The organism is Gordonia sp. UCD-TK1 (assembly GCF_001691435.1).
In the GTDB taxonomy this organism is placed as follows: domain Bacteria; phylum Actinomycetota; class Actinomycetes; order Mycobacteriales; family Mycobacteriaceae; genus Gordonia; species Gordonia hongkongensis.
Window position 1 is genome coordinate 129092 of sequence record NZ_LZMP01000057.1, and the last position, 20217, is coordinate 149308.

Genomic DNA, 20217 nt, shown 5'->3' on the forward strand with positions numbered 1-20217 from the left:
GTCACACCCGCGTGCGGGCCGCCTCGATGGCGGGGGCGATGACCTCGGCGAGGTCGGATGCGACGTCGCGATCGCCCTCCGGGGGCATCGCGATGTAACTCAGCGCCATCCTGGTGATCGCGCGCGAGATCCGCACGACGTCGGACTCCGGCATCGACAGCCACTCGGACTCGCGGAAGGCCTCGGCCAGCCGGTCGGCGGCCGTGGTGATGATCGGTGCCGCATCGGTGGTGATCAGCTTCATCAGATCGGGTTTGGCCTCGCCGGACAGCAGCGAGGCGATCAGCGGGTCGGTGGCGACTCCGGCGAAGAATTCACCGAACCCCTTGTGCAGGGCCTCGGTGACGTCGTCGACGGAACTCGCCAAGGAATCTGCGACATGGCCGGCGAAACGGCCCGCCAACCGCACCGCGTAGCCCTGCGCGAGGCCGTACCGGGAACCGAACTCGTTGTAGACGGTCTGGCGGCTGACCCCCGTCGCGGCGGCCACATCGGACATGCGCACCGCCGCCCAGTCCCGGTCCAGCAGCAGGTCGTGCAGTCCGTCGAGCAGCGAGTTGTGCAGCAGGGCTTTGCTGTCCTGCGCATAGTTGCGAGTCGTCATCCGTGCGCACCGACCGGCTGGAGAGATGACTCGATCTCGGCGCGCAGGGATCGTCCCGAGCCGCCCCTGCCCAGGCAGACCGCGCCGACAAGACGACTGCCGGCGAAAGCCCGCACGACAGAGCAGGAGTCGTCCAGGTCGACCTCCACACGATCTCCCGATGTCGGCCACCCGACGATCTGGATGTTGGTCGTGTACTGCATCGTCCAGGCCAGTGGCACACGCGGTACCGCAGTGCTGATGCCGGTGTCCAGCCCGAGGTCGGCGGCGATCGTCATGGCGACCAGTCTGCCGTGCTCGGTCGCGGTGAGCCACTGCTCGGCACGCATCGGTGCGCCCGTCAACGGATGGGGCCGCGCCGCGACGTCGCCGGCCGCGTAGACGCCGGGGACTCGGGTTCGCAGCGAATCGTCGACGACGATCCCGGCCGCATCGACGGGAATGCCTGCGCTGCGCGGCAATTCGAGATCGGGCTCCATTCCGATCGCGCTGATCACCGTTCCGGTCAAGGCCCGTCCGTCGGGCAACGTCACGGACTCGGCGGTGATCGTGGTGGGCACCACGCCGGTGAGGATCTGCACCCCGCGTTCCCGGTGCAGGGTCGCCACCGCCTCGGCCACCGTTGCCGGAACGACCCGTGACAACAGCGACGTCTCGCGCTCGATGACGGTGACGCGCGAACCGTCTCCGGTCGACGCCACGGCTGCGGCGATCTCCAGTCCGATCAGTCCGCCGCCGAGAACGATCACCGGCCCGTCCTGGATCGCGTGCCGGAGCTCCGCCGCGTCGTGCCGGGTGCGCAGGGCGAGCGGGGACGACGTCGTGCCGGGGAGTCGCCGGGCACGCCCTCCGGTGGCCAGGACCAGCGCGTCGTAATCCACCTGGGAGGAGTCGGCGAGGCAGACCCGCCGCGACGAGGTGTCGACGTCGGCGACGCGCGTCGAGGTCACGATCTCGATGCCCCGATCCGACCAGTACCCGGGCGGACGGAGCGTGATCTTGGCGTCCGTCAGGTCGCCGTCGACGAGGTTCTTGCTCAGCGCCGTTCGTCGGTAGGGGAGTTGTGGCTCGTCCCCGAACACGGTGATTGTTCCGTCGAAACCGTTGGAACGCAGCGACTCCGCAGCCGTCATGCCGGCTACGCCGGTGCCGACGATCACCACCGAACCGCCCCGGATGGTGCCGGCGCTCACGGACGGGCCACCTCGACCATCTCGAAATCGGCCTTGGCCGCACCGCAGTCCGGGCAGCTCCAGTCGTCGGGGATGTCGGCCCAGCGGGTGCCCGGCTCGATGCCGTCCTCCGGCCAGCCGAGCTCTTCGTCGTACTCGAAACCGCAAACCTCGCAACGGAAGAGCTTGAAATTCATCGCACAGAGTTCCCTTCGCTGATTTCATCCGGCCCGCTCGCTTCGCCCCCGGCGCCGAGGAAGTCGATCTTCTCCCGCACCCCGCAGTCGGGGCACGGCCAGTCGTCGGGAATGGTGGCCCAGGGCGTGCCGGGCGGGAATCCCTCCCGGGGGGCGCCGACGGTCTCGTCGTAGACGTAATCGCAGACCGGACAACGGAAGGTGCTCATCGCGGCGACACCCCGTGCTCGGCCAGGACGCGTTCGCGGCGGTGCGGTGCGATGTTGATCCGTTCGACGTTTCCGTCGTAGTGGTCGAGCACCCGCTTGTCCATCACCCGCCGCCAGATCGGCGGGAAGTAGGCGAGCGTGATCATGCTCGCGTATCCGCTCGGCAGGTTGGGCGCGCCGTCGAAGCTGCGCAGCGTCTGATACCTCCGGGTGGGGTTCGCATGGTGGTCGCTGTGGCGCTGGAGGTGGTACAGGAAGATGTTGGTGCAGATGTGGTCGGAGTTCCAGCTGTGCTCGGGCGTGCACCGCTCGTAGCGGCCGGTCCGCGTCTTCTGGCGGAGTAGACCGTAGTGCTCGAGGTAGTTCACGGTCTCCAGCAGTGAGAAACCGTAGACGGCCTGGATCACGAGGAAGGGGAGGATCTCCCAGCCGAAGATCGCGGTGAGCGCCCCCCACAGCACGATCGACATCGCCCATGCGTTGAGGACGTCGTTGCTCGGATGCCAGAAGGGCTTGCCCGCCCGCTCGAGGCGTTTGCGTTCGAGTTCGACGGAGGACGTGAGGCTTCCCCAGACGCTACGGGGGAGGAAGCGCCAGAACGACTCTCCGAAACGGGAGCTGGCCGGATCTTCGGGCGTCGCGACCCGCACGTGGTGCCCACGGTTGTGCTCGATGTAGAAGTGACCGTAAAACGTCTGGGCGAGAGTGATCTTCGACAACCAGCGTTCCAGATCGTCCTTCTTGTGCCCCAGTTCGTGAGCGGTGTTGATTCCGATCCCGCCCATAGCGCCGATCGACAGCGCCAGCCCGATCTTCGACGCGAGCCCGAGCCCGCCGTCGATGCCGAGCCAACTGAGGTCGTCGGCCGTCCACAGGTGGCAGGCCATCACGAGACTCGCGAGCTGGAACGGGATGTACACGTACGTGCAGTAGCGGTAGTACTTGTCGTTCTCCAGCTGCTCCATCAGCTCTTCGGGCGGATTCGATCCGTCGGGCCCGAAGAACACGTCGAGGATCGGGAGCAGGACGTAGACGAGTAGCGGCCCGATCCACCACCACACCGGCGACACGACGTCGAAACCATGGCCGATCGCATTGAAGCCGGCGACGAGACCCATTGCGAGAAAGATCGACGTCGGTGGGATCAGGCCGAGCAGCCAAAGATGGCGTTTGCGGTCCTTCCACTCGGCGGCGGAGTCATCCGCGGTGAACGGGGTCGGTGCGGTACTCATACGCGCTCCTGTCTGGGCGGGCTGTGTTCTACGCCACTAGACATTAACTGCGACAATGTCCGTTGTCTAGACATTGACATCAATTTGTAAAGAAGCAACGCTGCGGGGACGCACGACGAGGACCTGGGCGGCAGGAAGGTTGCTCGCCGACGCGTGCGGCAGTTCTTGTGTTCTGGAGTTCGGGTTCGCGCATGCCTACGTGGTCACGAACCGCGCCGTGAGGCTGTTGCCTGTGCGACTGCCGCCGTCATGGTGCTCGACCGAGGTCTGTTCAGTGATCAACGTCGACGTCGGGTTCGGCTGCCCGGAACCCGCTCCCGCTCGAATGGCCGAGTGGGAGCGGGTCGGTCGTGTTCCGCTGTGGAGTTGTCAAAGTACGGATGCGGTCCCGGGTATGGCCCGGGTGCGGAGGGTGCTACGCGAAAGTGGTTGTCGGACGGCCGGTCAGGCGGCGTCGTCGAGGCGCATGGTGCGGCGGTTGTAGGCGGGTAGTGGTCGGCGGTGCGGGTCGATCGAGGTGGGTGGGACGAGCCAGGGGTGCCGGTCGAATCCCATGACGATGTCCCAGCCGTGGTGGTGGACCTGGGTGTGGCAGCGCTGGCACAGCAGACTGAATCACCCTAGGTTCTGTGCCGCCTCCAATGTGGGCTGGTCCTCGGGGCCGAGGCCAGCGTAGTGAAGCGTTTCGAGCTCGGTCGGGGGGATCTGGCCGATACTCGAGTGCAGCCTGCTGTTGTTGTACCAGTCGACCCAACCAGCGGTCGCGAACTCGACGTCGGAGACTGTCTTGTACGGACCGGAGTGGAAGATCGTGGTCCGGATGCACTCGGTCTTGTACAAGCCGTTCACCGACTCGGCCAGCGCGTTGTCGTAGGCGTCCCCGACCGTTCCGATCGACGCGGCGATGTCTTCGAGTCGCAGACGTTCAGTCAGTGTAACCGATGTGTACTGGGCGGGTTCAATCGGTCCATGCAACACCGGGTTGTTGTAGTGAGTGTAACTGTCCTCCAAAGACTTCGGCGGGGGTCTTCCAGCCGAGGGCCTTTCGGGGACGGTTGTTGAGGGTGTATGCGATGGCCTCGAGGTCGTTTGCAGACCACCGTGACAGGTCAGTTCCCTTCGGAAAATATTGGCGCAGCAGCCCATTAGTGTTCTCGTTGGACGGTCGCTGCCACGGTGAATGCGGATCGGCGAAGAACACCTGCGTTCCGGTATCCATCGCGAACTGGGCATGAGCGGACAGTTCCTTACCGCGATCCCACGTTAACGTCTTGCGCAACTGCTGCGGCAGCGCCGCTATCGACGCCGTCAGTGCCGCGTTCATCGCGATGGCGCCGTAGCCACCGAGTGCCGGCCCGTTCTTCACCCGCGGTTGCTCACCCCACCCTTGCAAGCGTGGGAGATGGACTAGAATCGTTGCGCGACTGCGCCGTTCGACAACAGTGCCGATAGCCGACCGACCCACACCGATGATGAGATCACCCTCCCAGTGGCCGGGGACAGCACGGTCGTGGGCCTCAGGCGGGCGCTGGCTGAGGACGACATCGGAGGTGACGTGACCCTGCGGCTTGTTGCGTGAGCGAGCACGGGGCTCCCGCAATGCCCGCCCGGTCCGCAGGCACGCCACCAACTCGCGTTTGAGCGCGCCACGGCCCTCGATGAACAGGGATTGATAGATTGTCTCATGACTGATGCGCATGGATTCATCATCGGGGAAATCGACCCGCAGGCGCTGGGAGATCTGCTCCGGACTCCATGCCAGAGACCACCGCCGGTCGGCCCGGTGCGGCTTGTTGAGCCCCTTCCACGGCGGCGGCGTGGGGCCGGCGACGATCGTGCCGTCGGGGCTACGGACAGTGCCCGCCAACCGCTCCTGCACGTACTCCCGCAACTCGACGTTGGCCACGAGTTTCGCTGTTTTCGGGCGCTTGGCGGCCTGCTCAGCTTTCCACTGCGCCACCGAGGCTCGATACTCACGTTTCCCACTCCTGGTAGCGGAGTTGCGGCGCAACTCACGCGAAATCGTTGCCGGACTGCGTCCGATCTGCCGAGCAATCTCTCTCACACCACACTGTTGGGCGCGGAGCAGCGCGATCTCTTCCCGTTCAGCGAACGACAGGTAACGACCCGCCGGCTCGTCCAGACTCAGTGGCGTCATTCCGCCAGCGTGGCGGAACCACCGCGACCCCACCGGCACCGACACGCCGACCGCCACCGACGCCTCCGCCGTGCTCATCCCCGTCGCGATCAACCCCCAAAACTGACGTTGCACCGCCCGCGACGGCTCGGGCCGGCCCGGCGAACGCATCGCCGGCCGCAACGCACGATCAGCTCGCCCCTGCCGACGAACCCCCGTGGGCGCATCGCTGGTCTTCTTGCTCCAGTCTGCTGTAGCCAAAGCCAACACCTCCAYGATCAWGGTGTTGCGACGACCAGTTGAATYCRCCCTGACTTCCMGCATCYGAATGRTGAATCAGCTCAGCAGCTTTCACCGGATGMCCYTCYCGYTTSCGCTGCCACAGCGCCATCCGAAGCGGGACCGTCACCAGCTCGACTGTCTTCGATGTCGAKGCGTGCCACGCCACGATTCGACGGGAGAACACGTCGATGATGAACACCACGTACACCCACCCGGCCCATGTCCGGCAGTAGGTGAAATCGGTCACCCAGACCCGGTTGGGTTCGGCGGCACTGAACTGTCGGTTCAGCAGATCCTCCGCGCGTACACCGTCAGTGGAGCGGACGGTCGTGCGGACCCCTTTGGATCTTCGAATTCCGTTGTGGCCTAGCATTTTCATTGCTCGATCAACAGCGCCGTAGGACACCCCAGGCAGTGTTGTGCGGTGCAGATGGGCGCGCATCTTCACCCGCCCGTAGAGGCCCTCGGGAGTCATCTTCCGTCGGCCGTCGTCATCGGTGCGCCAGACGACATTGCGCACCGCATCGACGACGTGAGCGTCGGAGACGGTACGAGCAGCAGGCATTCGTGTTCGCCATGCCCGGTAGGTTCGTGCGGCAACCATGCAGCCCTGCTCACGCAGGACCCGGCAGATCGACTCGACCGCAAAACCGTTGCTGCGCACCTGATCTATGAACGCCACGATCATCGGTTGCGGGGGTCGAGTTCCCCCGCGAAGAAAGTTGTCGCCGCCTTCAGAATGGCAACGTCTTCTCGCAACTGCTTGTTCTCCGCCTTGAGACGCTTGATCTCGGCGGACTCCTTCGAGGTGGTCCCGGAGCGGGCGCCGGCATCGACCTGTGCCTGCACTGCCCACCGGCGTACCGTCTCTCCGCCGACACCGACCTGCTTAGCGATCGCTTCGGCAGCGGCAGTCAACGACGTGTACTCGCCGCCGTGGGCCTCCAGCAACCGCAGAGCCCTCGAACGGACCTCTGGATCGATCTTTTTAGGCATGAGCTCATCCTTCCTGACTCAGAAGGAAGCGGCATCAAACCAGGGGTGATTCACGTGGGTCGAGAGAGCCCGCACCGACCTCCACCAGTGTGCGCGGCGGTGAACTCGTTGATGGAACGAGCCGTGACGTACATCGATCAACCCATCATTGGGCCCCGGCCGGTCAGGTTCGGCGGGTCATCGAGGGGCTCGGCGACGTGAGAACTCATTGGTTTGCTGCATCTCAGCGGCCAGGTAGCGACGTCGCCACCGGACTGGACACGCGCTCCGCATTGTCGAGAAGCGCGCTTGACCGGGTCGGGCGTTCGGCGCCGATTGCCGACACGGTCACTGGCGGCCGCCGACTTCTACGGCACGGTGCATGCCGGGCCCACCGCCGAACGCGCGTCCGCAAGCTGTAAGAAACAGATAATCCCCAACCCCGCACGCGGAGTTGGGGATTCTGCAGCATCTGGGACTCGAGTAGCGAGGCCCTGCTCGCTGGTCTTACGGAGTGTTGATCCAGTTCAGGATCGACTGCCCGGCGCGGGGGTCGCCGTTGTTGATGCCGATGACCGCTCCGATGGCCGCGCCGACGCCCGCACCCCAGACACAGCCGACGATGATGATGCAGCCGATGATGAGGCCGGCGAGAGCGCCGATGGCGGTGGTGACGTTGCCGCCGCGGTTCCACCCGTTGTTGATGTGCCAGATCATCTGCTGGTAGGCGCGGTCCTTCTTCGCCGAGGCCGGGCGGACGCCGGCAGCGATCGCCGCGCGGGCTTCGGGGGTGAGGATCGGGGTGAACGTCGCCTGGGTGCGGTCGGCGGAGACCTTCGCGCGCATCGGGACAGCGGCGCCGTCGAACGGCAGCACCAGTCCGATCCGCTCGATGGTCCGTCCGTGTGAGTCGACGACCCGGAGCTCCTGCTCGCCTGCGACGAACGTCGCGTTGCGGAGCTTGGAAGTGATGGAGGTCCCGTCGGCGGATGCGCTGGAGAAGTGGGACGGCGCCGCGGGCGCGGGAGCGCCGTGTGCGGTGCCGTAGGAGACGGTGAGTGCCGAGATGGCCAGGGCCATGACGGCGAGGAGGCGAATGCGCTTCATCGGTTCTGGATTCCGCTTTCGTCGAATGGGTGGTGTGCCCGCTCCGACAGCCGGTGCTCGCCGTGGCTCGGCGATGTGCGGTATGTCGGATTCGGCGCAGTGATTGTCCCACTGTCGACTGCTGTTGGTCCGGTACGCGGCGCGGCGTGGGCCGGCCGGATGACGTATCGGCTGACAAGCGAGCGCGTCCCGACTGAACCGGACACCTGGGTCGATTCACTCTGAGCATTGAAGACGTCCATATTTGACTTGGACATGTATGGATCGTGGGTTCTACGGTCGGGGCAAGGCCGAGCTCACCGCACAGCCGCGCCGACGGCGACCCGCCATCGAGAGCAGATGACACCTCTCTCGTGGCGCCGCCGCGGCCGGGCTACCTCGGCGGAATGCCAACGCACAACGGATGGGACCACGATGACCATTGCGCAGCACCCCGCACCGCTGACGACGCAGGACCTCACCGGACAACTGATCATCGCGGGTGAGCGGGTGACCGGCGCGGGGAAGGCCGTCCACGGCGTGGACCCGACGACAGGCACTCGTCTCCTGCCCGCGTACACACACGGAACCCCAGCCGACGTCGTCCGTGCCACCGCTGCGGCCGCGGAAGCGTTCGGACCGTATCGCGCCACCTCGTCCGAAGAACGGGCGCGGTTCCTCTCGACGATCGCGGACAACCTCGATGCGGCGACCGAGGTCCTCGTCGAGCGTGCCGTGGCCGAGACCGGACTCCCGGCGGCGCGGATCACCGGTGAGGTGGGACGGACGTCGGGTCAGCTCCGGTTGTTCGCCTCGGTGCTGCGCGAGGGCAGCTGGCACGGCGCCCGTATCGATCCCGCACGGCCGGATCGGACGCCGCTGCCGCGCGCCGACATCCGGCAGCGCAAGGTGCCGCTCGGACCCGTCGCCGTGTTCGGCGCCAGTAACTTCCCGCTCGCGTTCTCGGTCGCCGGCGGCGACACCGCGTCGGCATTGGCCGCCGGATGTCCCGTGGTGGTGAAGGCCCACGACGCCCATCCCGGCACATCAGAACTGGTGGGACGTCTGATCACCGAGGCGGTGGCCGCCACCGGAATGCCTGCCGGCACCTTCTCCCTGCTCTACGGCAGCGGGCCCGACCTGGGTATCGCCCTCGTGACCGACCCGCGCATCAAAGCGGTGGGCTTCACCGGGTCGCGTTCGGGCGGAACGGCTCTCGTCGCCGCTGCGGCGTCGCGAGCCGAACCCGTCCCGGTGTACGCAGAGATGAGCTCGATCAATCCGGTCTACCCGCTGGAGGGGGCGCTGCGTGCCGATGCCGCCGGCCTCGGCCGCGCATTCGTCGGCTCGCTGACGATGGGTTCGGGACAGTTCTGCACCAATCCCGGCCTGGTCATCGCGGTCGACGGTCCCGATCTCGATGCATTCATCGCCGCTGCCGCGGAGGCGATCGCCGCCTCGACGCCGACGCCGATGCTGACCCCGGGGATCGCCGCGAGCTACGCCTCCGGCGTGGAGGAGTTCGGTTCGGCCGCGGAGGTTCTCGCCCGATCGGCGGAAGCGACGGGTCCGAACACCTGCGCCGCCGCGCTCTTCGGCACGCGGGCCGAGACCTTTCTCGCTTCGGAGACGTTGCAGCAGGAGATCTTCGGGTCGTCGAGCCTCGTGGTGCGGTGTCGCGACCTCAAACAGGTGCGGGAGGTGACCGCCGAGCTCGAAGGTCAGCTCACCGCGACCGTTCATGCTGCGGACTCCGACCTCGACGACGCCCGGGTGCTTCTCGAGGCACTCGAACTCAAGGCCGGGCGAATCCTTTTCAACGGGTGGCCCACCGGCGTCGAGGTCGGACACGCGATGGTCCACGGCGGACCCTATCCGTCCACTTCCGACAGCCGTAGCACCAGCGTCGGGTCGCTCGCCATCGAGCGTTTCCTGCGGCCGGTGGCGTATCAGGACGTTCCGACGGCGCTGTTGCCGGACCCCATTGCCGACGGAAACCCCGAACAGATCTGGCGCCGTGTCGACGGCGRACTCATCCGCGACTGATCCTCACCCCATCCAAGGAGTCCCAATGCTCAACGGCGTCTTGTTCTTTCCTGTCACACCCTTCGACAGCACCGGAGAGGTGGACTACCGTCGCCTCGCCGAACACATCGACCGCGGGGTGGCCGCCGGTCCCGGCGGCGTGTTCGTCGCCTGCGGCACCGGCGAATTCCACGCCCTCGGACTCGAGGAGTTCGGGCGGATCGTCCGCTGCGCGGTCGAGACCGTCGCCGGCCGCGTCCCGGTGTTCGCCGGTGCCGGCGGCTCCCTCGTCCAGGCCCGCGAGTTCGCGGTGAGCGCGAAGGCCAATGGGGCCGACGGCATCCTGCTCCTGCCCCCGTACCTGGTGACGATGCCACCTGCCGGCCTCGCCGGGTACACGCGGTCGATCGCGGCCACCACCGATCTGCCGCTCATCGTCTACAACCGCGGAAATGCCGTGTTCGACGAGGCGTCGGCCATCGAGGTCGCCAAGCTGCCGACGGTCATCGGGTTCAAGGACGGCACCGGTGACCTCGACAACGTGTCGCGCATCGTGATCGCGGTCAAGGAAGCACTCGGGGACAGCAAGGAGTTCCTGTTCTTCAACGGCCTGCCCACCGCCGAGATCACCCAGCAGGCCTACCGCGCCATCGGTGTCACGTTGTACTCGTCGGCGACGTTCGCGTTCGCCCCGGAACTGGCCTTGGCCTTCTACAACTCGTTGGAGAACGGCGACGTCGAGCTGACCGAGGCGCTGCTGCGAGAGTTCTTCCACCCCTTGGTCCGTCTGCGCAACAGGGTGCCGGGCTATGCGGTCGCACTCGTGAAGCACGGTGTGACGATGGGGGGCATCGAAGCGGGTCCGGTGCGCGCGCCGCTGGCCCAGCCGACACCGGAGCACCAGGCCGAGCTCGAGCGGATCACCGCCGCCGGGCGCGCCGTCCTCGCGACGACGCTCGCCGCGCAGGCCACGGTCTGAGAACTCATGTCGACGAATACCTTCCAGTCGGTGCCGGTCGGGACGCGAACCGTGGCGAGTCCGCACACCGACACCACGATCACCGAGGTCACGGTCACCCCGGTCGCCTTCGTCGACCCGCCGCTGCTCAACACGGTGGGTGTGCACCAGCCCTACGCACTGCGGGCGATCATCGTGATCGAGACGGCCGGCGGAATCCGCGGGCTCGGCGAGACCTATGCCGACACCGCTCATCTCGCGCGGGTGGAGGCCGCCGCCGAGGCGATCATCGGACTCGATGCCTTCGCGCTCCACAACCTGCGCGATGCCATCGACCTGCGGGTCTCGACCCTGTCGGTGACCGGGGGCGACGGAGTGGCCGGCATGATCACCACGGCCAGCACCACCGATCGTGTCTTCTCGCCATTCGAAGTCGCCTGTCTCGACATCCAGGGCAAGGTCCTCGGTCGACCGGTGAGCGATCTGCTCGGCGGCCGCGTGCGGGACCGAGTTCCGTTCAGCGCCTACCTGTTCTACAAGTGGGCGGCCCACCCCGGGGCGGCCGGCACCAACGGACTGCCGGACGAGTGGGGCGAGGCCGTCGATCCGAGCGGACTGATCCGGCAGGCGCACCGGATGATCGACCGCTACGGGTTCACCGCGATCAAACTGAAGGGCGGCGTGTTCGCCCCCGACGAAGAGATTGCCGCGATCAAGGCGCTGCACGCCGAGTTCCCCGGAATCCCGTTGCGCCTGGACCCCAATGCGGCGTGGACCGTGGAGACCTCGCTGCGCGTTGCGGCGGAACTCGAGGGCATCGTCGAGTACCTGGAAGACCCGACCCCGGGCCTCGACGGTATGGCGCGCGTCGCCGAGCAGGCGTCCATGCCGCTCGCGACGAACATGTGCGTGGTCGCCTTCGATCACCTCGAACCGGCGGTGCGCAAGCGGTCGGTCTCGGTCGTCCTGTCCGATCACCACTACTGGGGCGGCCTGCAGCGGTCGCGTCTTCTCGGCGGTATCTGTGAGACCTTCGGACTCGGCCTGTCGATGCACTCCAATTCGCACCTGGGCATCAGCCTCGCCGCGATGGTGCATCTCGCGGCTGCGACACCCAACCTCACCTACGCCTGTGACACCCACTGGCCATGGAAGACCGAGGATGTTCGTGTGCATCTCCCAGAACAGGATCTCGGCCTCAGACCTCGCGGACACGGTGACCTCGCCCTGATCGATGGTGCGCAGCGCATCGCCCTCGACCAGTCGCGCGCCGTCGTCGAGGTCGACTTCGCCGCGCGCCACGTAGAGATGTCCGTACGGTGCCGGGGGAAGAGTGACCGACTGCCCGGAACCGATCCGGGCCATGTGCAGTGCCGCGAACGGGTTGCCGATCGAGATCGCATCTGTGCCCGCGTGTTCGGGCCTGCCGGAGACCACCGTGACCAGCCCGCCGGTCGCGAGATCGGCGCTGAAGTCGCGTTCGGCGTAGCCGGGTTCACCTCCACCGTGCTCGGGCGCCACCCACATCTGCACGACGCGCAGGTCCCGGTTCTCGCTGCGCCGTGACGCATTCGCCTCGGTATGGGTGATCCCGCGGCCCGCGCTCATCCGCTGCGCGACGCCCGGCGTGATCGTGCCGGTGTTGCCGAACGAATCACGATGAGCGACAGCACCTTCGAGTACCCACGTGATGATTTCGGCATCCCGGTGGAAGTGGGCGTCGAAACCTTCACCGGCGTCGACGCGATCGTCGTTGTGCACCAGCAGGACTCCGTGGGCGTTCGCCGCGAGATCGAAGTTGCCCGTGACGGGGAAGGACTGGCGGGAATCGAGCCACCCGCTCCGGAAGATGTGCCGCTCGGTACCCGGAATGACCTGCCGCGACGGCACGGTCCTGATAGATGGCTCGCTCATCGTGACTCCGATCTGGTCCTCCGGACCCCGCCGGCACAACCGTCACGTCGCCGACCCTATTCCGGTGTGCGATCGTGCCGCGGTCGTCAATCGAGAAGGTTGACCGCGTTGGCCACCACCAGGCTGAGGATGACGATCGACAACAGCGACTGCGACGCCATCGCCAGCTTCGCACGACGCGACAGCGGCATCACGTCGGTGGGGCTGAAGGCAGTCGCGTTGGTCAGGGCCAGATAGAGGTAGTCGAAGAACACGGGACGCCATCCCGGCGGTGCCAGTCGGGGCTCGAGGTGTTGCGGAAAGGCGAGGTCCGGGTATGCGGCCGGACGCAGGTGCCGGTTCACCGGACCGCCGCCGTCGAGCTCCCAGTAGAGGAATGCGAACGCGATGACGGTCTGCAGCCAGACGAGAGCCCCGGCGACCAGCAACTGGTTCGCCGCCGCGGTCTGCGGATCTCCGTGCAGCAGATCCCACACGAGCCGCGCCGCGGCCCACGCCGCACCTGCGGCGATGGCGACGACCAGCCCCACGGAGAGGCTGCGGACCCACCGGCCGGGCCGGTCGATGCGACCGGGGTCGACCACGATCAGTGTCAGCAGGACCAGCCCCTCGATCGCGGGTAGCAGCCAAGCGGTACCGGCGGCGTAACGCGCGGGCAAGAGGAACGGGATCGCCATCGCGACCAGTACGAACGCCGATGCGGTCCAACGCTGCTCAGCTCGGGGCAGGTTCTGCGCGGGAACGTGGTCGTCGTCGTTCATCTGGCGGCCTCCGGTCGGGGGAGCCGACACGTTCCGCCAACATCGTTGACTCAGCGGGCCCGGCCGGTACTGTGTTCTTCATCACATAGGCAGGAAGGGATGTGCCATGATACCGACCGAGATTAAGGAGCTGCATCGGAGTATAGGTGCGCTACGGCATCACATGACCACGCTGCAGACGCAGTACGGCGATGTAGACGCGGTTCGGCGAATGTCCAACGATCTGGATCGGCTGGAGATCGACCTTCACGACTTCGAGCACGCACCGCCACCGCTGCTGCAGACGAAAGTCGGACGAGACCAGGTTATCTATGTGCCTGACTGCAAGTCGGACGAGTCGGCCTGGCTGGGTGCGCAGGACGAAGGGCTGGGCTTTCATTCGCGTGAGCGCACGAAGTGAGCGCCCCCGCGACTGAGCGGGACACAGTCGGGGTCTTCTCTCCGGGCCGCGCGCGAATCCTGGCCCGAACTCTCCGCCAGGACAGGTGGTGGCTGTCGCCGCTGCTGACAGTCGTGGGTCTCGCGGCCTTCGTCATCTACGCGACGATCCGGTCCTTCGTGCGCACCGCCTATTACGCCGCGGACTATCACTACCTCTCGCCGTTCTATTCGCCGTGCCTCAGCGAGTCGTGCGTGCCCGGGGCGAGTCATTTCGGTACCCCCTTCCCCGAACTCCCGATGTGGATTCCGCTGGCATTCCTCTCGCTGCCGTTCCTGCTCGGGTTCCGACTGACCTGCTACTACTACCGCAAGGCCTATTACCGGTCGGTCTGGCTGTCGCCGCCTGCCTGCGCCGTCGCCGAACCCCACAGTCGTTACACCGGCGAGACGCGACTACCGCTCATCATCCAGAATTCGCACCGGTACTTCTTCTACGCGGCCGTGGTCATCTCGGTGATCAACACCTACGACGCGATCGTCGCCTTCCACGGTGAAGGCGGCGGTTTCGGCTTCGGGCTGGGCAACGTCATCCTCGTCGTGAACGTGCTCCTGCTGTGGACCTACACGGTGTCGTGCACTCGTGTCGCCACGTGACCGGCGGCCGGCTCAAGCACTTCTCGAAACATCCGGTGAGGTACTGGGTCTGGAGTCAGGTGTCCAAGCTCAACACCCGGCACATGCAATTCGCCTGGATCACGCTCGGGACTTTGGTGCTCACCGACTTCTACATCATGCTGGTCGCCAGCAACACCATCTCGGACCTGAGGTTCGTGGGTTGACCGAGTGACAACACAACGCCTGTGGTGCAGCCGTTCTCAACGTTGGGAGTCCCGATAGATGACCGAGCCGGAACGCTACGAGTACGACGTCGTTGTCATCGGTGCGGGCGGTGCCGGGTTGCGGGCGGTCATCGAGGCCCGCGAGCGCGGCTACTCGGTGGCCGTGGTGTGCAAGTCGCTGTTCGGCAAGGCCCACACGGTCATGGCCGAAGGCGGATGTGCCGCCTCGATGGGCAACGCCAACTCGAAAGACAACTGGCAGAAGCACTTCCAGGACACGATGCGGGGCGGCAAATTCCTGAACAACTGGCGCATGGCCGAGTTGCACGCCAAGGAGGCCCCGGATCGCGTCTGGGAACTCGAAACCTATGGCGCCCTGTTCGATCGAACCGCGGACGGGCGGATTTCGCAGCGCAACTTCGGCGGCCACACCTATCCTCGACTCGCTCATGTCGGCGACCGCACCGGGCTGGAGCTCATCCGGACGATGCAACAGAAGATCGTCTCGCTGCAGCAGGAGGACTACGCCGCCACCGGTGACTACGAGTCTCGCATCAGAGTGTTCGCCGAATGCACGATCACCGAACTGCTGAAGGACGGCGACGCGATCGCCGGTGCGTTCGGGTATTGGCGCGAGTCCGGCCGCTTCATCGTGTTCGAGGCGCCCGCGGTGGTCGTCGCCACCGGCGGGATCGGCAAGTCGTTCAAGGTGACGTCGAATTCGTGGGAATACACCGGCGACGGGCACGCTTTGGCACTGCGAGCCGGCGCGAGCCTGATCAACATGGAGTTCGTCCAGTTCCATCCGACCGGGATGGTGTGGCCGCCCAGCGTCAAGGGCATCCTCGTGACCGAGGGCGTTCGCGGCGACGGTGGAGTTCTCAAGAACACCGAGGGTAAGCGCTTCATGTTCGATTACATCCCACCGGTCTTCAAGGGTCAGTACGCCGAGACCGAAGAGGAAGCCGACGAATGGCTGGCGGACAACGACAGCGCCCGGCGAACACCGGACCTGCTGCCGCGGGATGAGGTCGCGCGGGCGATCAACGAGGAGGTCAAGGCCGGACGCGGCACCGAGCACGGCGGCGTCTACCTCGACATCGCGTCCCGCATGCCCGCTGAGGAGATCATGCGCAGGCTGCCGTCGATGCACCACCAGTTCAAGGAACTCGCCGACGTCGACATCACCGCCGAACCGATGGAGGTGGGGCCGACCTGTCACTACGTGATGGGCGGGATCGAGGTGGATCCGGACACGGCCGCGTCACGGGTTCCGGGCCTGTTCGCGGCCGGCGAGTGTTCCGGCGGGATGCACGGCTCGAACCGGCTCGGCGGAAACTCGTTGTCGGACCTGCTGGTCTTCGGACGGCGGGCCGGCCTCGGGGCGGCGGCGTACGTCGAATCGCTGACGACCCGTCCCGCGGTCTCCGCCGACGACATCGACCGGGCGGCGGCGTCCGTGCTGGCGCCCTTCGATCCGCCGGCCGAAGGCAAACCGGAGAACCCCTACACCCTGCACACCGACCTCCAGCAGGCCATGAACGATCTGGTCGGGATCATCCGGAAAGAGGACGAGATGCAGGAAGCGATCGGCGTGCTCGCGGACCTGCGAAAGCGTCTGGGCGGCATGCAAGTCGAGGGACATCGGCAGTTCAATCCGGGCTGGCATCTCGCAGTCGACCTACGCAACATGCTGCTGGTGTGCAAGTGCGTCGCGAAGGCCGCACTCATGCGCACCGAGAGCCGCGGTGGTCACACCCGCGATGACCATCCGTCCATGGACTCGAACTGGCGCAATGCGCTGCTTGTGTGCACCGCGGACCTCGACGGGGACGACGCCGCGGTGCCGGAGGTCAGCGTCGTGCGCACGGAACAGACGCCGATGCGGCCGGACCTCTTGGAACTGTTCGAGTTCCCCGAGATCGAGAAGTACTACACGGCGGCCGAGATAGCCGGTCATCCCGGCGCCGGTGGCGAGCGAGCCGAGGGGCATTCGGAGGACTGACATGGGATACGACGCGAAGTTCCGGATCTGGCGCGGCGACACCGACGCCGGCGGTCTCGAGGACTACACTGTGACTGTCAACGAGGGCGAGGTGGTGCTGGACATCATCCACCGCCTGCAGGCGACGCAGGCCCCGGATCTCGCGGTGCGCTGGAACTGCAAGGCGGGCAAGTGCGGATCGTGTTCGGCGGAGGTGAACGGGCGTCCGAAACTGCTGTGCATGACCAGGATGTCGACGTTCACCGAGGACGAGGTCGTGACAGTGACGCCGATGCGCACGTTCCCGGTGATCCGCGACCTCGTCACCGATGTCTCGTTCAACTACGCCAAAGCCCGTGAAGTGCAATCGTTCACACCGCCGCCTGGCCTGGCGCCGGGGGAGTACCGGATGAAGCAGGTCGACGTGCAGCGTTCGCAGGAGTTCCGCAAGTGCATCGAGTGCTTCCTGTGCCAGGACACCTGCCATGTCGTGCGCGATCACGAGGACAACAAACAGAACTTCTCCGGGCCGCGTTTCCTGATGCGCGTCGCCGAACTCGACATGCACCCCCTGGACGTGGCCGAACGCCGCGACTCGGCGCGCACCGAGCACGGACTGGGCCTCTGCAACATCACCAAGTGCTGTACCGACGTTTGTCCGGAACAGATCAAGATCACCGACAATGCGCTGATCCCCATGAAGGAGCGAGTCGTCGACCGCACCTACGACCCGCTGGTGTGGTTGGGCAACAAGCTCTTCCGACGTTAGCGGACCCATACGCAGTATCGTCTTCGACGAACTCCCGTTCCCGGGTGCGCGGCGCGCGCGGGCCACCCGCTCGAGGCCAGATGTCGCACAACGTTGCGCCCAGAGCAACGACTCACTACATCTACAGGGGTGACCCCACCGCCGTCATCGACGGTGCGCTCCGCCTCACCTACGCCGACCTGCATCGGCGGGTCGGGCAGCTCACCGCCGCGCTGGAGGCGCTCGGCGTCAGGCCGGGTGACCGCGTCGCCGCCCTCTGTGCGAACAGTGCGGTCATGCTCGAACTGCACAGCGCCGTGCCCGCGCACGGTTCGGTGTTGGTGCCGCTCAACATCCGGCTGTCCGAACCCGAGCTCGTCTACATCCTGGAGCACAGCGGTGCGACGCTACTTCTCGCGACCGTCGAGTTCGCCGACCGTGCACGGGCCGTCGCCGAATCGGTGGGGATCCGGGTCGTCGTGGGCGGTTCAGCGGACGGCGCGGACGAGTACGAGTCGCTGCTCGCGCAGGCCGGGGCGCCGGTTCGGCGAGAGACCGACGAGCGGGGGTTGCTGGCGATCAACTACACCTCCGGGACGACGGGCCGTCCGAAGGGCGTGATGTACCACCACCGCGGCGCGTACCTGCAGTCCGTGGCGATGGCCTACCACTCCGGTCTCGGACCGGGCTCGACATACCTGTGGACCCTACCCATGTTCCATTGCGACGGTTGGTGTTTCACCTGGGCCGTCATTGCCGCGGGTGGTACGAACCTCTGCCTGCGCAGCATCGACACCGGACGGATCTGGCGCCACCTCACCGAGGATGGGGTGACCCATTTCAGCGCGGCTCCCACGGTGCTCACCATGATCGCGGAGGACCCGTCCGCGGCAAGGCTCGACCGCGTCGTCCGGGCTGCGACGGGAGGTGCACCGCCGTCTCCCGCGCTGCTCTCGCGGATGGCCGGGCTCGGCATCGAGATCACCCATCTTTACGGGATGACCGAGAAGTTCGGCCCGATCGTCGTGAACGAGTGGCAGCCTCAGTGGGACGACGCCACGGACGACGAACGCGCCGTACGCAAGGCACGGCAGGGGATCGGGAACATCGTGGCAGGGCGGGTTCGGGTGGTGTCCGACGAGGGACGAGATGTCCTGTCCGACGGCGAGACCATCGGTGAATTGGTGGTCCGCGGCAACAACGTGATGCTCGGTTACTACCGCGACCCCGCCGCGACCGCCGCGGCCACCGTCGACGGATGGTTGCGAACCGGCGATCTCGCGGTCATGCACGCCGACGGGTACGTCGAGATCCGCGACCGCAGCAAGGACGTCATCATTTCCGGCGGTGAGAACATCGCCTCGGTCGAAGTCGAACGGGTCCTGGACAGCCACCCCGACGTCGTCGAGTCGGCGGTGGTCGGCCGTACCGACGAAGAACGTGCTCCGCAGTCAGGGATGACGACGCCGCCATGATAGTGCCAATGGTGACTGTTACGGTCACCGTTGACACTGTCAATCGTGGATAGGTACGCACAACATGACCGAACGGTCCTCCTGGGAAGACGACGATCTCACCGCGCTGCGGGATCTCGCACGTAGCTTCTGTGAGAAGGAGATCCAGCCGAACACCGAGAAGTTCATCGAGCAGCACCATGTCGACCGCGACCTGTGGAACAAAGCCGGTGACCTCGGCCTGCTCTGCATGTCGATTCCCGAAGAGTACGGCGGCGGCGGTGGCACCTTCGCGCACGAGGCCGTGCTCATCGAGGAGCAGGCGCGCGTCGCCGACAGCTCGTGGGGCGTCAGCCTGCACAACGGCATCGTCGCGCACTACATCCTCGAGTACGGCTCGGAGGAGCAGAAGAAGACCTGGTTGCCCAAGATGGCCAGTGGCGAGGCGGTGGGCGCCATCGCGATGACCGAACCGGGTACCGGGTCGGATCTGCAGAACGTGAAGACGAAGGCGATCAAGCAGGGCGACGAGTACGTCATCGACGGCTCCAAGACCTTCATCACCAACGGTGGTCAGGCCGACATCATCATCGTCGTCGCCAAGACCGACGTCTCCGAGGGAGCCAAGGGCATCTCGCTCATCCTGGTCGAGGCCGAGCGCGAAGGCTTCCGACGCGGCCGGGTGCTCGACAAGATCGGCCAGCGAGGGCAGGACACCTCGGAGCTGTTCTTCGATGGTGTGCGCGTCCCCACCTCGAACCTCCTCGGCCCCGAAGAGGGCCAGGGCTTCGTCCAGCTGATGATGCAGCTCCCGCAGGAACGGCTGATCATCGCGCTGGCCTCGGTGGCCGGCATGGAGAAGGCCGTCTCCGAGACCATCGCCTACACCAAGGACCGCACGGCATTCGGCCGGCCGATCTTCAGCTTCCAGAACACGAAGTTCAAACTCGCCGAGGCGGCGACCGAGGCACGGATCGCGCGCGTGTTCGTCGATGACTGCATCAACAAGCACATCAAGGGCGAGCTCGACATCCCGACCGTCGCCATGGCGAAGTGGTGGACCAGTGACCGGGCCATGGTGGTCGCCGACGAGTGCCTGCAGCTGTTCGGCGGGTACGGCTACATGAACGAGTACCCGATCGCGCGTCTGTGGGCCGACAACCGCGTCCAGAAGATCTACGCGGGCACCAACGAGATCATGAAGGAGATCATCGCCCGGACGTTGTGACGCCACCTCCCGTACGGCAGAGACGGCCCCG

General features: G+C 66.2%; 15 protein-coding genes and 6 pseudogenes. 9 read left to right on the top strand and 12 right to left on the bottom strand.

Translation table 11 applies throughout. The annotated features are described in order from the left end of the window. Position 1 precedes the first annotated feature (1 nt). The 10 genes and pseudogenes from A9310_RS21875 to A9310_RS21920 all read right to left on the bottom strand — a co-directional run bounded on the left by A9310_RS21875 (position 2) and on the right by A9310_RS21920 (position 7915). Positions 2 to 604 carry a TetR family transcriptional regulator gene (locus A9310_RS21875; protein WP_065632366.1) on the bottom strand — a complete coding sequence of 201 codons (603 nt, stop codon included), beginning with the start codon at positions 602 to 604 and terminating at the stop codon, positions 2 to 4. After that, complete coding sequence (locus A9310_RS21880; RefSeq protein WP_226513510.1) at positions 601 to 1797, bottom strand: NAD(P)/FAD-dependent oxidoreductase; 1197 nt, start codon at positions 1795 to 1797, stop codon at positions 601 to 603. The genes A9310_RS21875 and A9310_RS21880 overlap by 4 nt, the downstream gene beginning before the upstream one ends. Continuing rightward, positions 1794 to 1973 carry a rubredoxin gene (locus A9310_RS25765; protein WP_058251790.1) on the bottom strand — a complete coding sequence of 60 codons (180 nt, stop codon included), beginning with the start codon at positions 1971 to 1973 and terminating at the stop codon, positions 1794 to 1796. The genes A9310_RS21880 and A9310_RS25765 overlap by 4 nt, the downstream gene beginning before the upstream one ends. After that, a complete protein-coding gene (locus A9310_RS21890; protein ID WP_065632367.1) occupies positions 1970 to 2182 on the bottom strand; it encodes a rubredoxin in 213 nt (70 codons plus the stop codon). Before A9310_RS21890 ends, A9310_RS25765 begins: the two co-directional genes overlap by 4 nt. Continuing rightward, positions 2179 to 3414: an alkane 1-monooxygenase gene (locus A9310_RS21895; RefSeq protein WP_065632368.1), complete on the bottom strand. Its 1236-nt coding sequence runs from the start codon at positions 3412 to 3414 to the stop codon at positions 2179 to 2181. Before A9310_RS21895 ends, A9310_RS21890 begins: the two co-directional genes overlap by 4 nt. A gap of 444 nt (positions 3415 to 3858) precedes the next feature. Continuing rightward, positions 3859 to 4023 (bottom strand): annotated as a pseudogene (locus A9310_RS25375) (HNH endonuclease); the annotation flags it as partial. Between the two features lie 6 nt (positions 4024 to 4029). Beyond that, a pseudogene (locus A9310_RS21900) lies at positions 4030 to 4371 on the bottom strand (integrase core domain-containing protein); the annotation flags it as partial. Position 4372: 1 nt separating this feature from the next. Further along, a complete protein-coding gene (locus A9310_RS21905) occupies positions 4373 to 5572 on the bottom strand; it encodes an IS30 family transposase (protein ID WP_139104710.1) in 1200 nt (399 codons plus the stop codon). Positions 5573 to 5858: 286 nt separating this feature from the next. Further along, positions 5859 to 6829: pseudogene (locus A9310_RS26435) on the bottom strand (IS3 family transposase); the annotation flags it as partial. 486 nt (positions 6830 to 7315) lie between these two features. Further along, positions 7316 to 7915 (bottom strand): hypothetical protein, encoded by a 600-nt coding sequence (locus tag A9310_RS21920; RefSeq protein ID WP_065632371.1) that lies wholly within the window; start codon positions 7913 to 7915, stop codon positions 7316 to 7318. A gap of 414 nt (positions 7916 to 8329) precedes the next feature. On the opposite strand from A9310_RS21920, the gene A9310_RS21925 reads away from it, so the two are divergent. From A9310_RS21925 to A9310_RS21935, 3 genes and pseudogenes are all read left to right on the top strand, one after another. Beyond that, positions 8330 to 9940, top strand: a complete 1611-nt coding sequence (locus A9310_RS21925) for an aldehyde dehydrogenase (NADP(+)) (RefSeq protein ID WP_065632372.1) — start codon at positions 8330 to 8332, stop codon at positions 9938 to 9940. A gap of 25 nt (positions 9941 to 9965) precedes the next feature. Next, on the top strand, positions 9966 to 10898 hold the full coding sequence (locus A9310_RS21930; protein WP_065632373.1) for a 5-dehydro-4-deoxyglucarate dehydratase: 933 nt from the start codon (positions 9966 to 9968) through the stop codon (positions 10896 to 10898). 6 nt (positions 10899 to 10904) lie between these two features. Further along, positions 10905 to 12044: pseudogene (locus A9310_RS21935) on the top strand (glucarate dehydratase family protein); the annotation flags it as partial. Here the strand turns inward: A9310_RS21935 and A9310_RS25380 are convergent. After that, a pseudogene (locus A9310_RS25380) lies at positions 12045 to 12791 on the bottom strand (pirin family protein); the annotation flags it as partial. Positions 12792 to 12877: 86 nt separating this feature from the next. Then, the gene (locus A9310_RS21940) at positions 12878 to 13552 is read right to left on the bottom strand and encodes a DUF1345 domain-containing protein (RefSeq protein WP_065632374.1); all 675 of its coding nucleotides are present in this window, start codon (positions 13550 to 13552) and stop codon (positions 12878 to 12880) included. Between the two features lie 106 nt (positions 13553 to 13658). On the opposite strand from A9310_RS21940, the gene A9310_RS21945 reads away from it, so the two are divergent. The 6 genes and pseudogenes from A9310_RS21945 (at position 13659) to A9310_RS21970 (ending at position 20186) form a co-directional block, all read left to right on the top strand. Then, complete coding sequence (locus A9310_RS21945) at positions 13659 to 13952, top strand: hypothetical protein (RefSeq protein ID WP_065632375.1); 294 nt, start codon at positions 13659 to 13661, stop codon at positions 13950 to 13952. Then, a pseudogene (locus tag A9310_RS21950) lies at positions 13949 to 14772 on the top strand (hypothetical protein). The gene A9310_RS21945 and the pseudogene A9310_RS21950 overlap by 4 nt, the downstream one beginning before the upstream one ends. Before the next feature lie 58 nt (positions 14773 to 14830). After that, on the top strand, positions 14831 to 16777 hold the full coding sequence (locus A9310_RS21955; protein WP_065632376.1) for a fumarate reductase/succinate dehydrogenase flavoprotein subunit: 1947 nt from the start codon (positions 14831 to 14833) through the stop codon (positions 16775 to 16777). 1 nt (position 16778) lies between these two features. Next, positions 16779 to 17525: a succinate dehydrogenase/fumarate reductase iron-sulfur subunit gene (locus A9310_RS21960; protein ID WP_065632377.1), complete on the top strand. Its 747-nt coding sequence runs from the start codon at positions 16779 to 16781 to the stop codon at positions 17523 to 17525. 80 nt (positions 17526 to 17605) lie between these two features. Then, entirely contained in the window at positions 17606 to 18979 is a 1374-nt protein-coding gene (locus A9310_RS21965; RefSeq protein ID WP_083207481.1) for an AMP-binding protein, read from the top strand. A gap of 64 nt (positions 18980 to 19043) precedes the next feature. After that, on the top strand, positions 19044 to 20186 hold the full coding sequence (locus A9310_RS21970) for an acyl-CoA dehydrogenase family protein (protein WP_065632378.1): 1143 nt from the start codon (positions 19044 to 19046) through the stop codon (positions 20184 to 20186). Positions 20187 to 20217 lie beyond the last annotated feature (31 nt).

What these genes read in the sequence shown, in the direction of transcription:
- A9310_RS21890 (WP_065632367.1), bottom strand. Translation starts at nt 2,182, where the DNA reads ATGAGCACCTTCCGTTGTCCGGTCTGCGATTACGTCTACGACGAGACC.
- A9310_RS21945 (WP_065632375.1), top strand. Translation starts at nt 13,659, where the DNA reads ATGATACCGACCGAGATTAAGGAGCTGCATCGGAGTATAGGTGCGCTA.
- A9310_RS25765 (WP_058251790.1), bottom strand. Translation starts at nt 1,973, where the DNA reads ATGAATTTCAAGCTCTTCCGTTGCGAGGTTTGCGGTTTCGAGTACGAC.
- A9310_RS21905 (WP_139104710.1), bottom strand. Translation starts at nt 5,572, where the DNA reads ATGACGCCACTGAGTCTGGACGAGCCGGCGGGTCGTTACCTGTCGTTC.
- A9310_RS21940 (WP_065632374.1), bottom strand. Translation starts at nt 13,552, where the DNA reads ATGAACGACGACGACCACGTTCCCGCGCAGAACCTGCCCCGAGCTGAG.
- A9310_RS21930 (WP_065632373.1), top strand. Translation starts at nt 9,966, where the DNA reads ATGCTCAACGGCGTCTTGTTCTTTCCTGTCACACCCTTCGACAGCACC.
- A9310_RS21955 (WP_065632376.1), top strand. Translation starts at nt 14,831, where the DNA reads ATGACCGAGCCGGAACGCTACGAGTACGACGTCGTTGTCATCGGTGCG.
- A9310_RS21920 (WP_065632371.1), bottom strand. Translation starts at nt 7,915, where the DNA reads ATGAAGCGCATTCGCCTCCTCGCCGTCATGGCCCTGGCCATCTCGGCA.
- A9310_RS21965 (WP_083207481.1), top strand. Translation starts at nt 17,606, where the DNA reads ATGTCGCACAACGTTGCGCCCAGAGCAACGACTCACTACATCTACAGG.
- A9310_RS21970 (WP_065632378.1), top strand. Translation starts at nt 19,044, where the DNA reads ATGACCGAACGGTCCTCCTGGGAAGACGACGATCTCACCGCGCTGCGG.
- A9310_RS21875 (WP_065632366.1), bottom strand. Translation starts at nt 604, where the DNA reads ATGACGACTCGCAACTATGCGCAGGACAGCAAAGCCCTGCTGCACAAC.
- A9310_RS21960 (WP_065632377.1), top strand. Translation starts at nt 16,779, where the DNA reads ATGGGATACGACGCGAAGTTCCGGATCTGGCGCGGCGACACCGACGCC.
- A9310_RS21895 (WP_065632368.1), bottom strand. Translation starts at nt 3,414, where the DNA reads ATGAGTACCGCACCGACCCCGTTCACCGCGGATGACTCCGCCGCCGAG.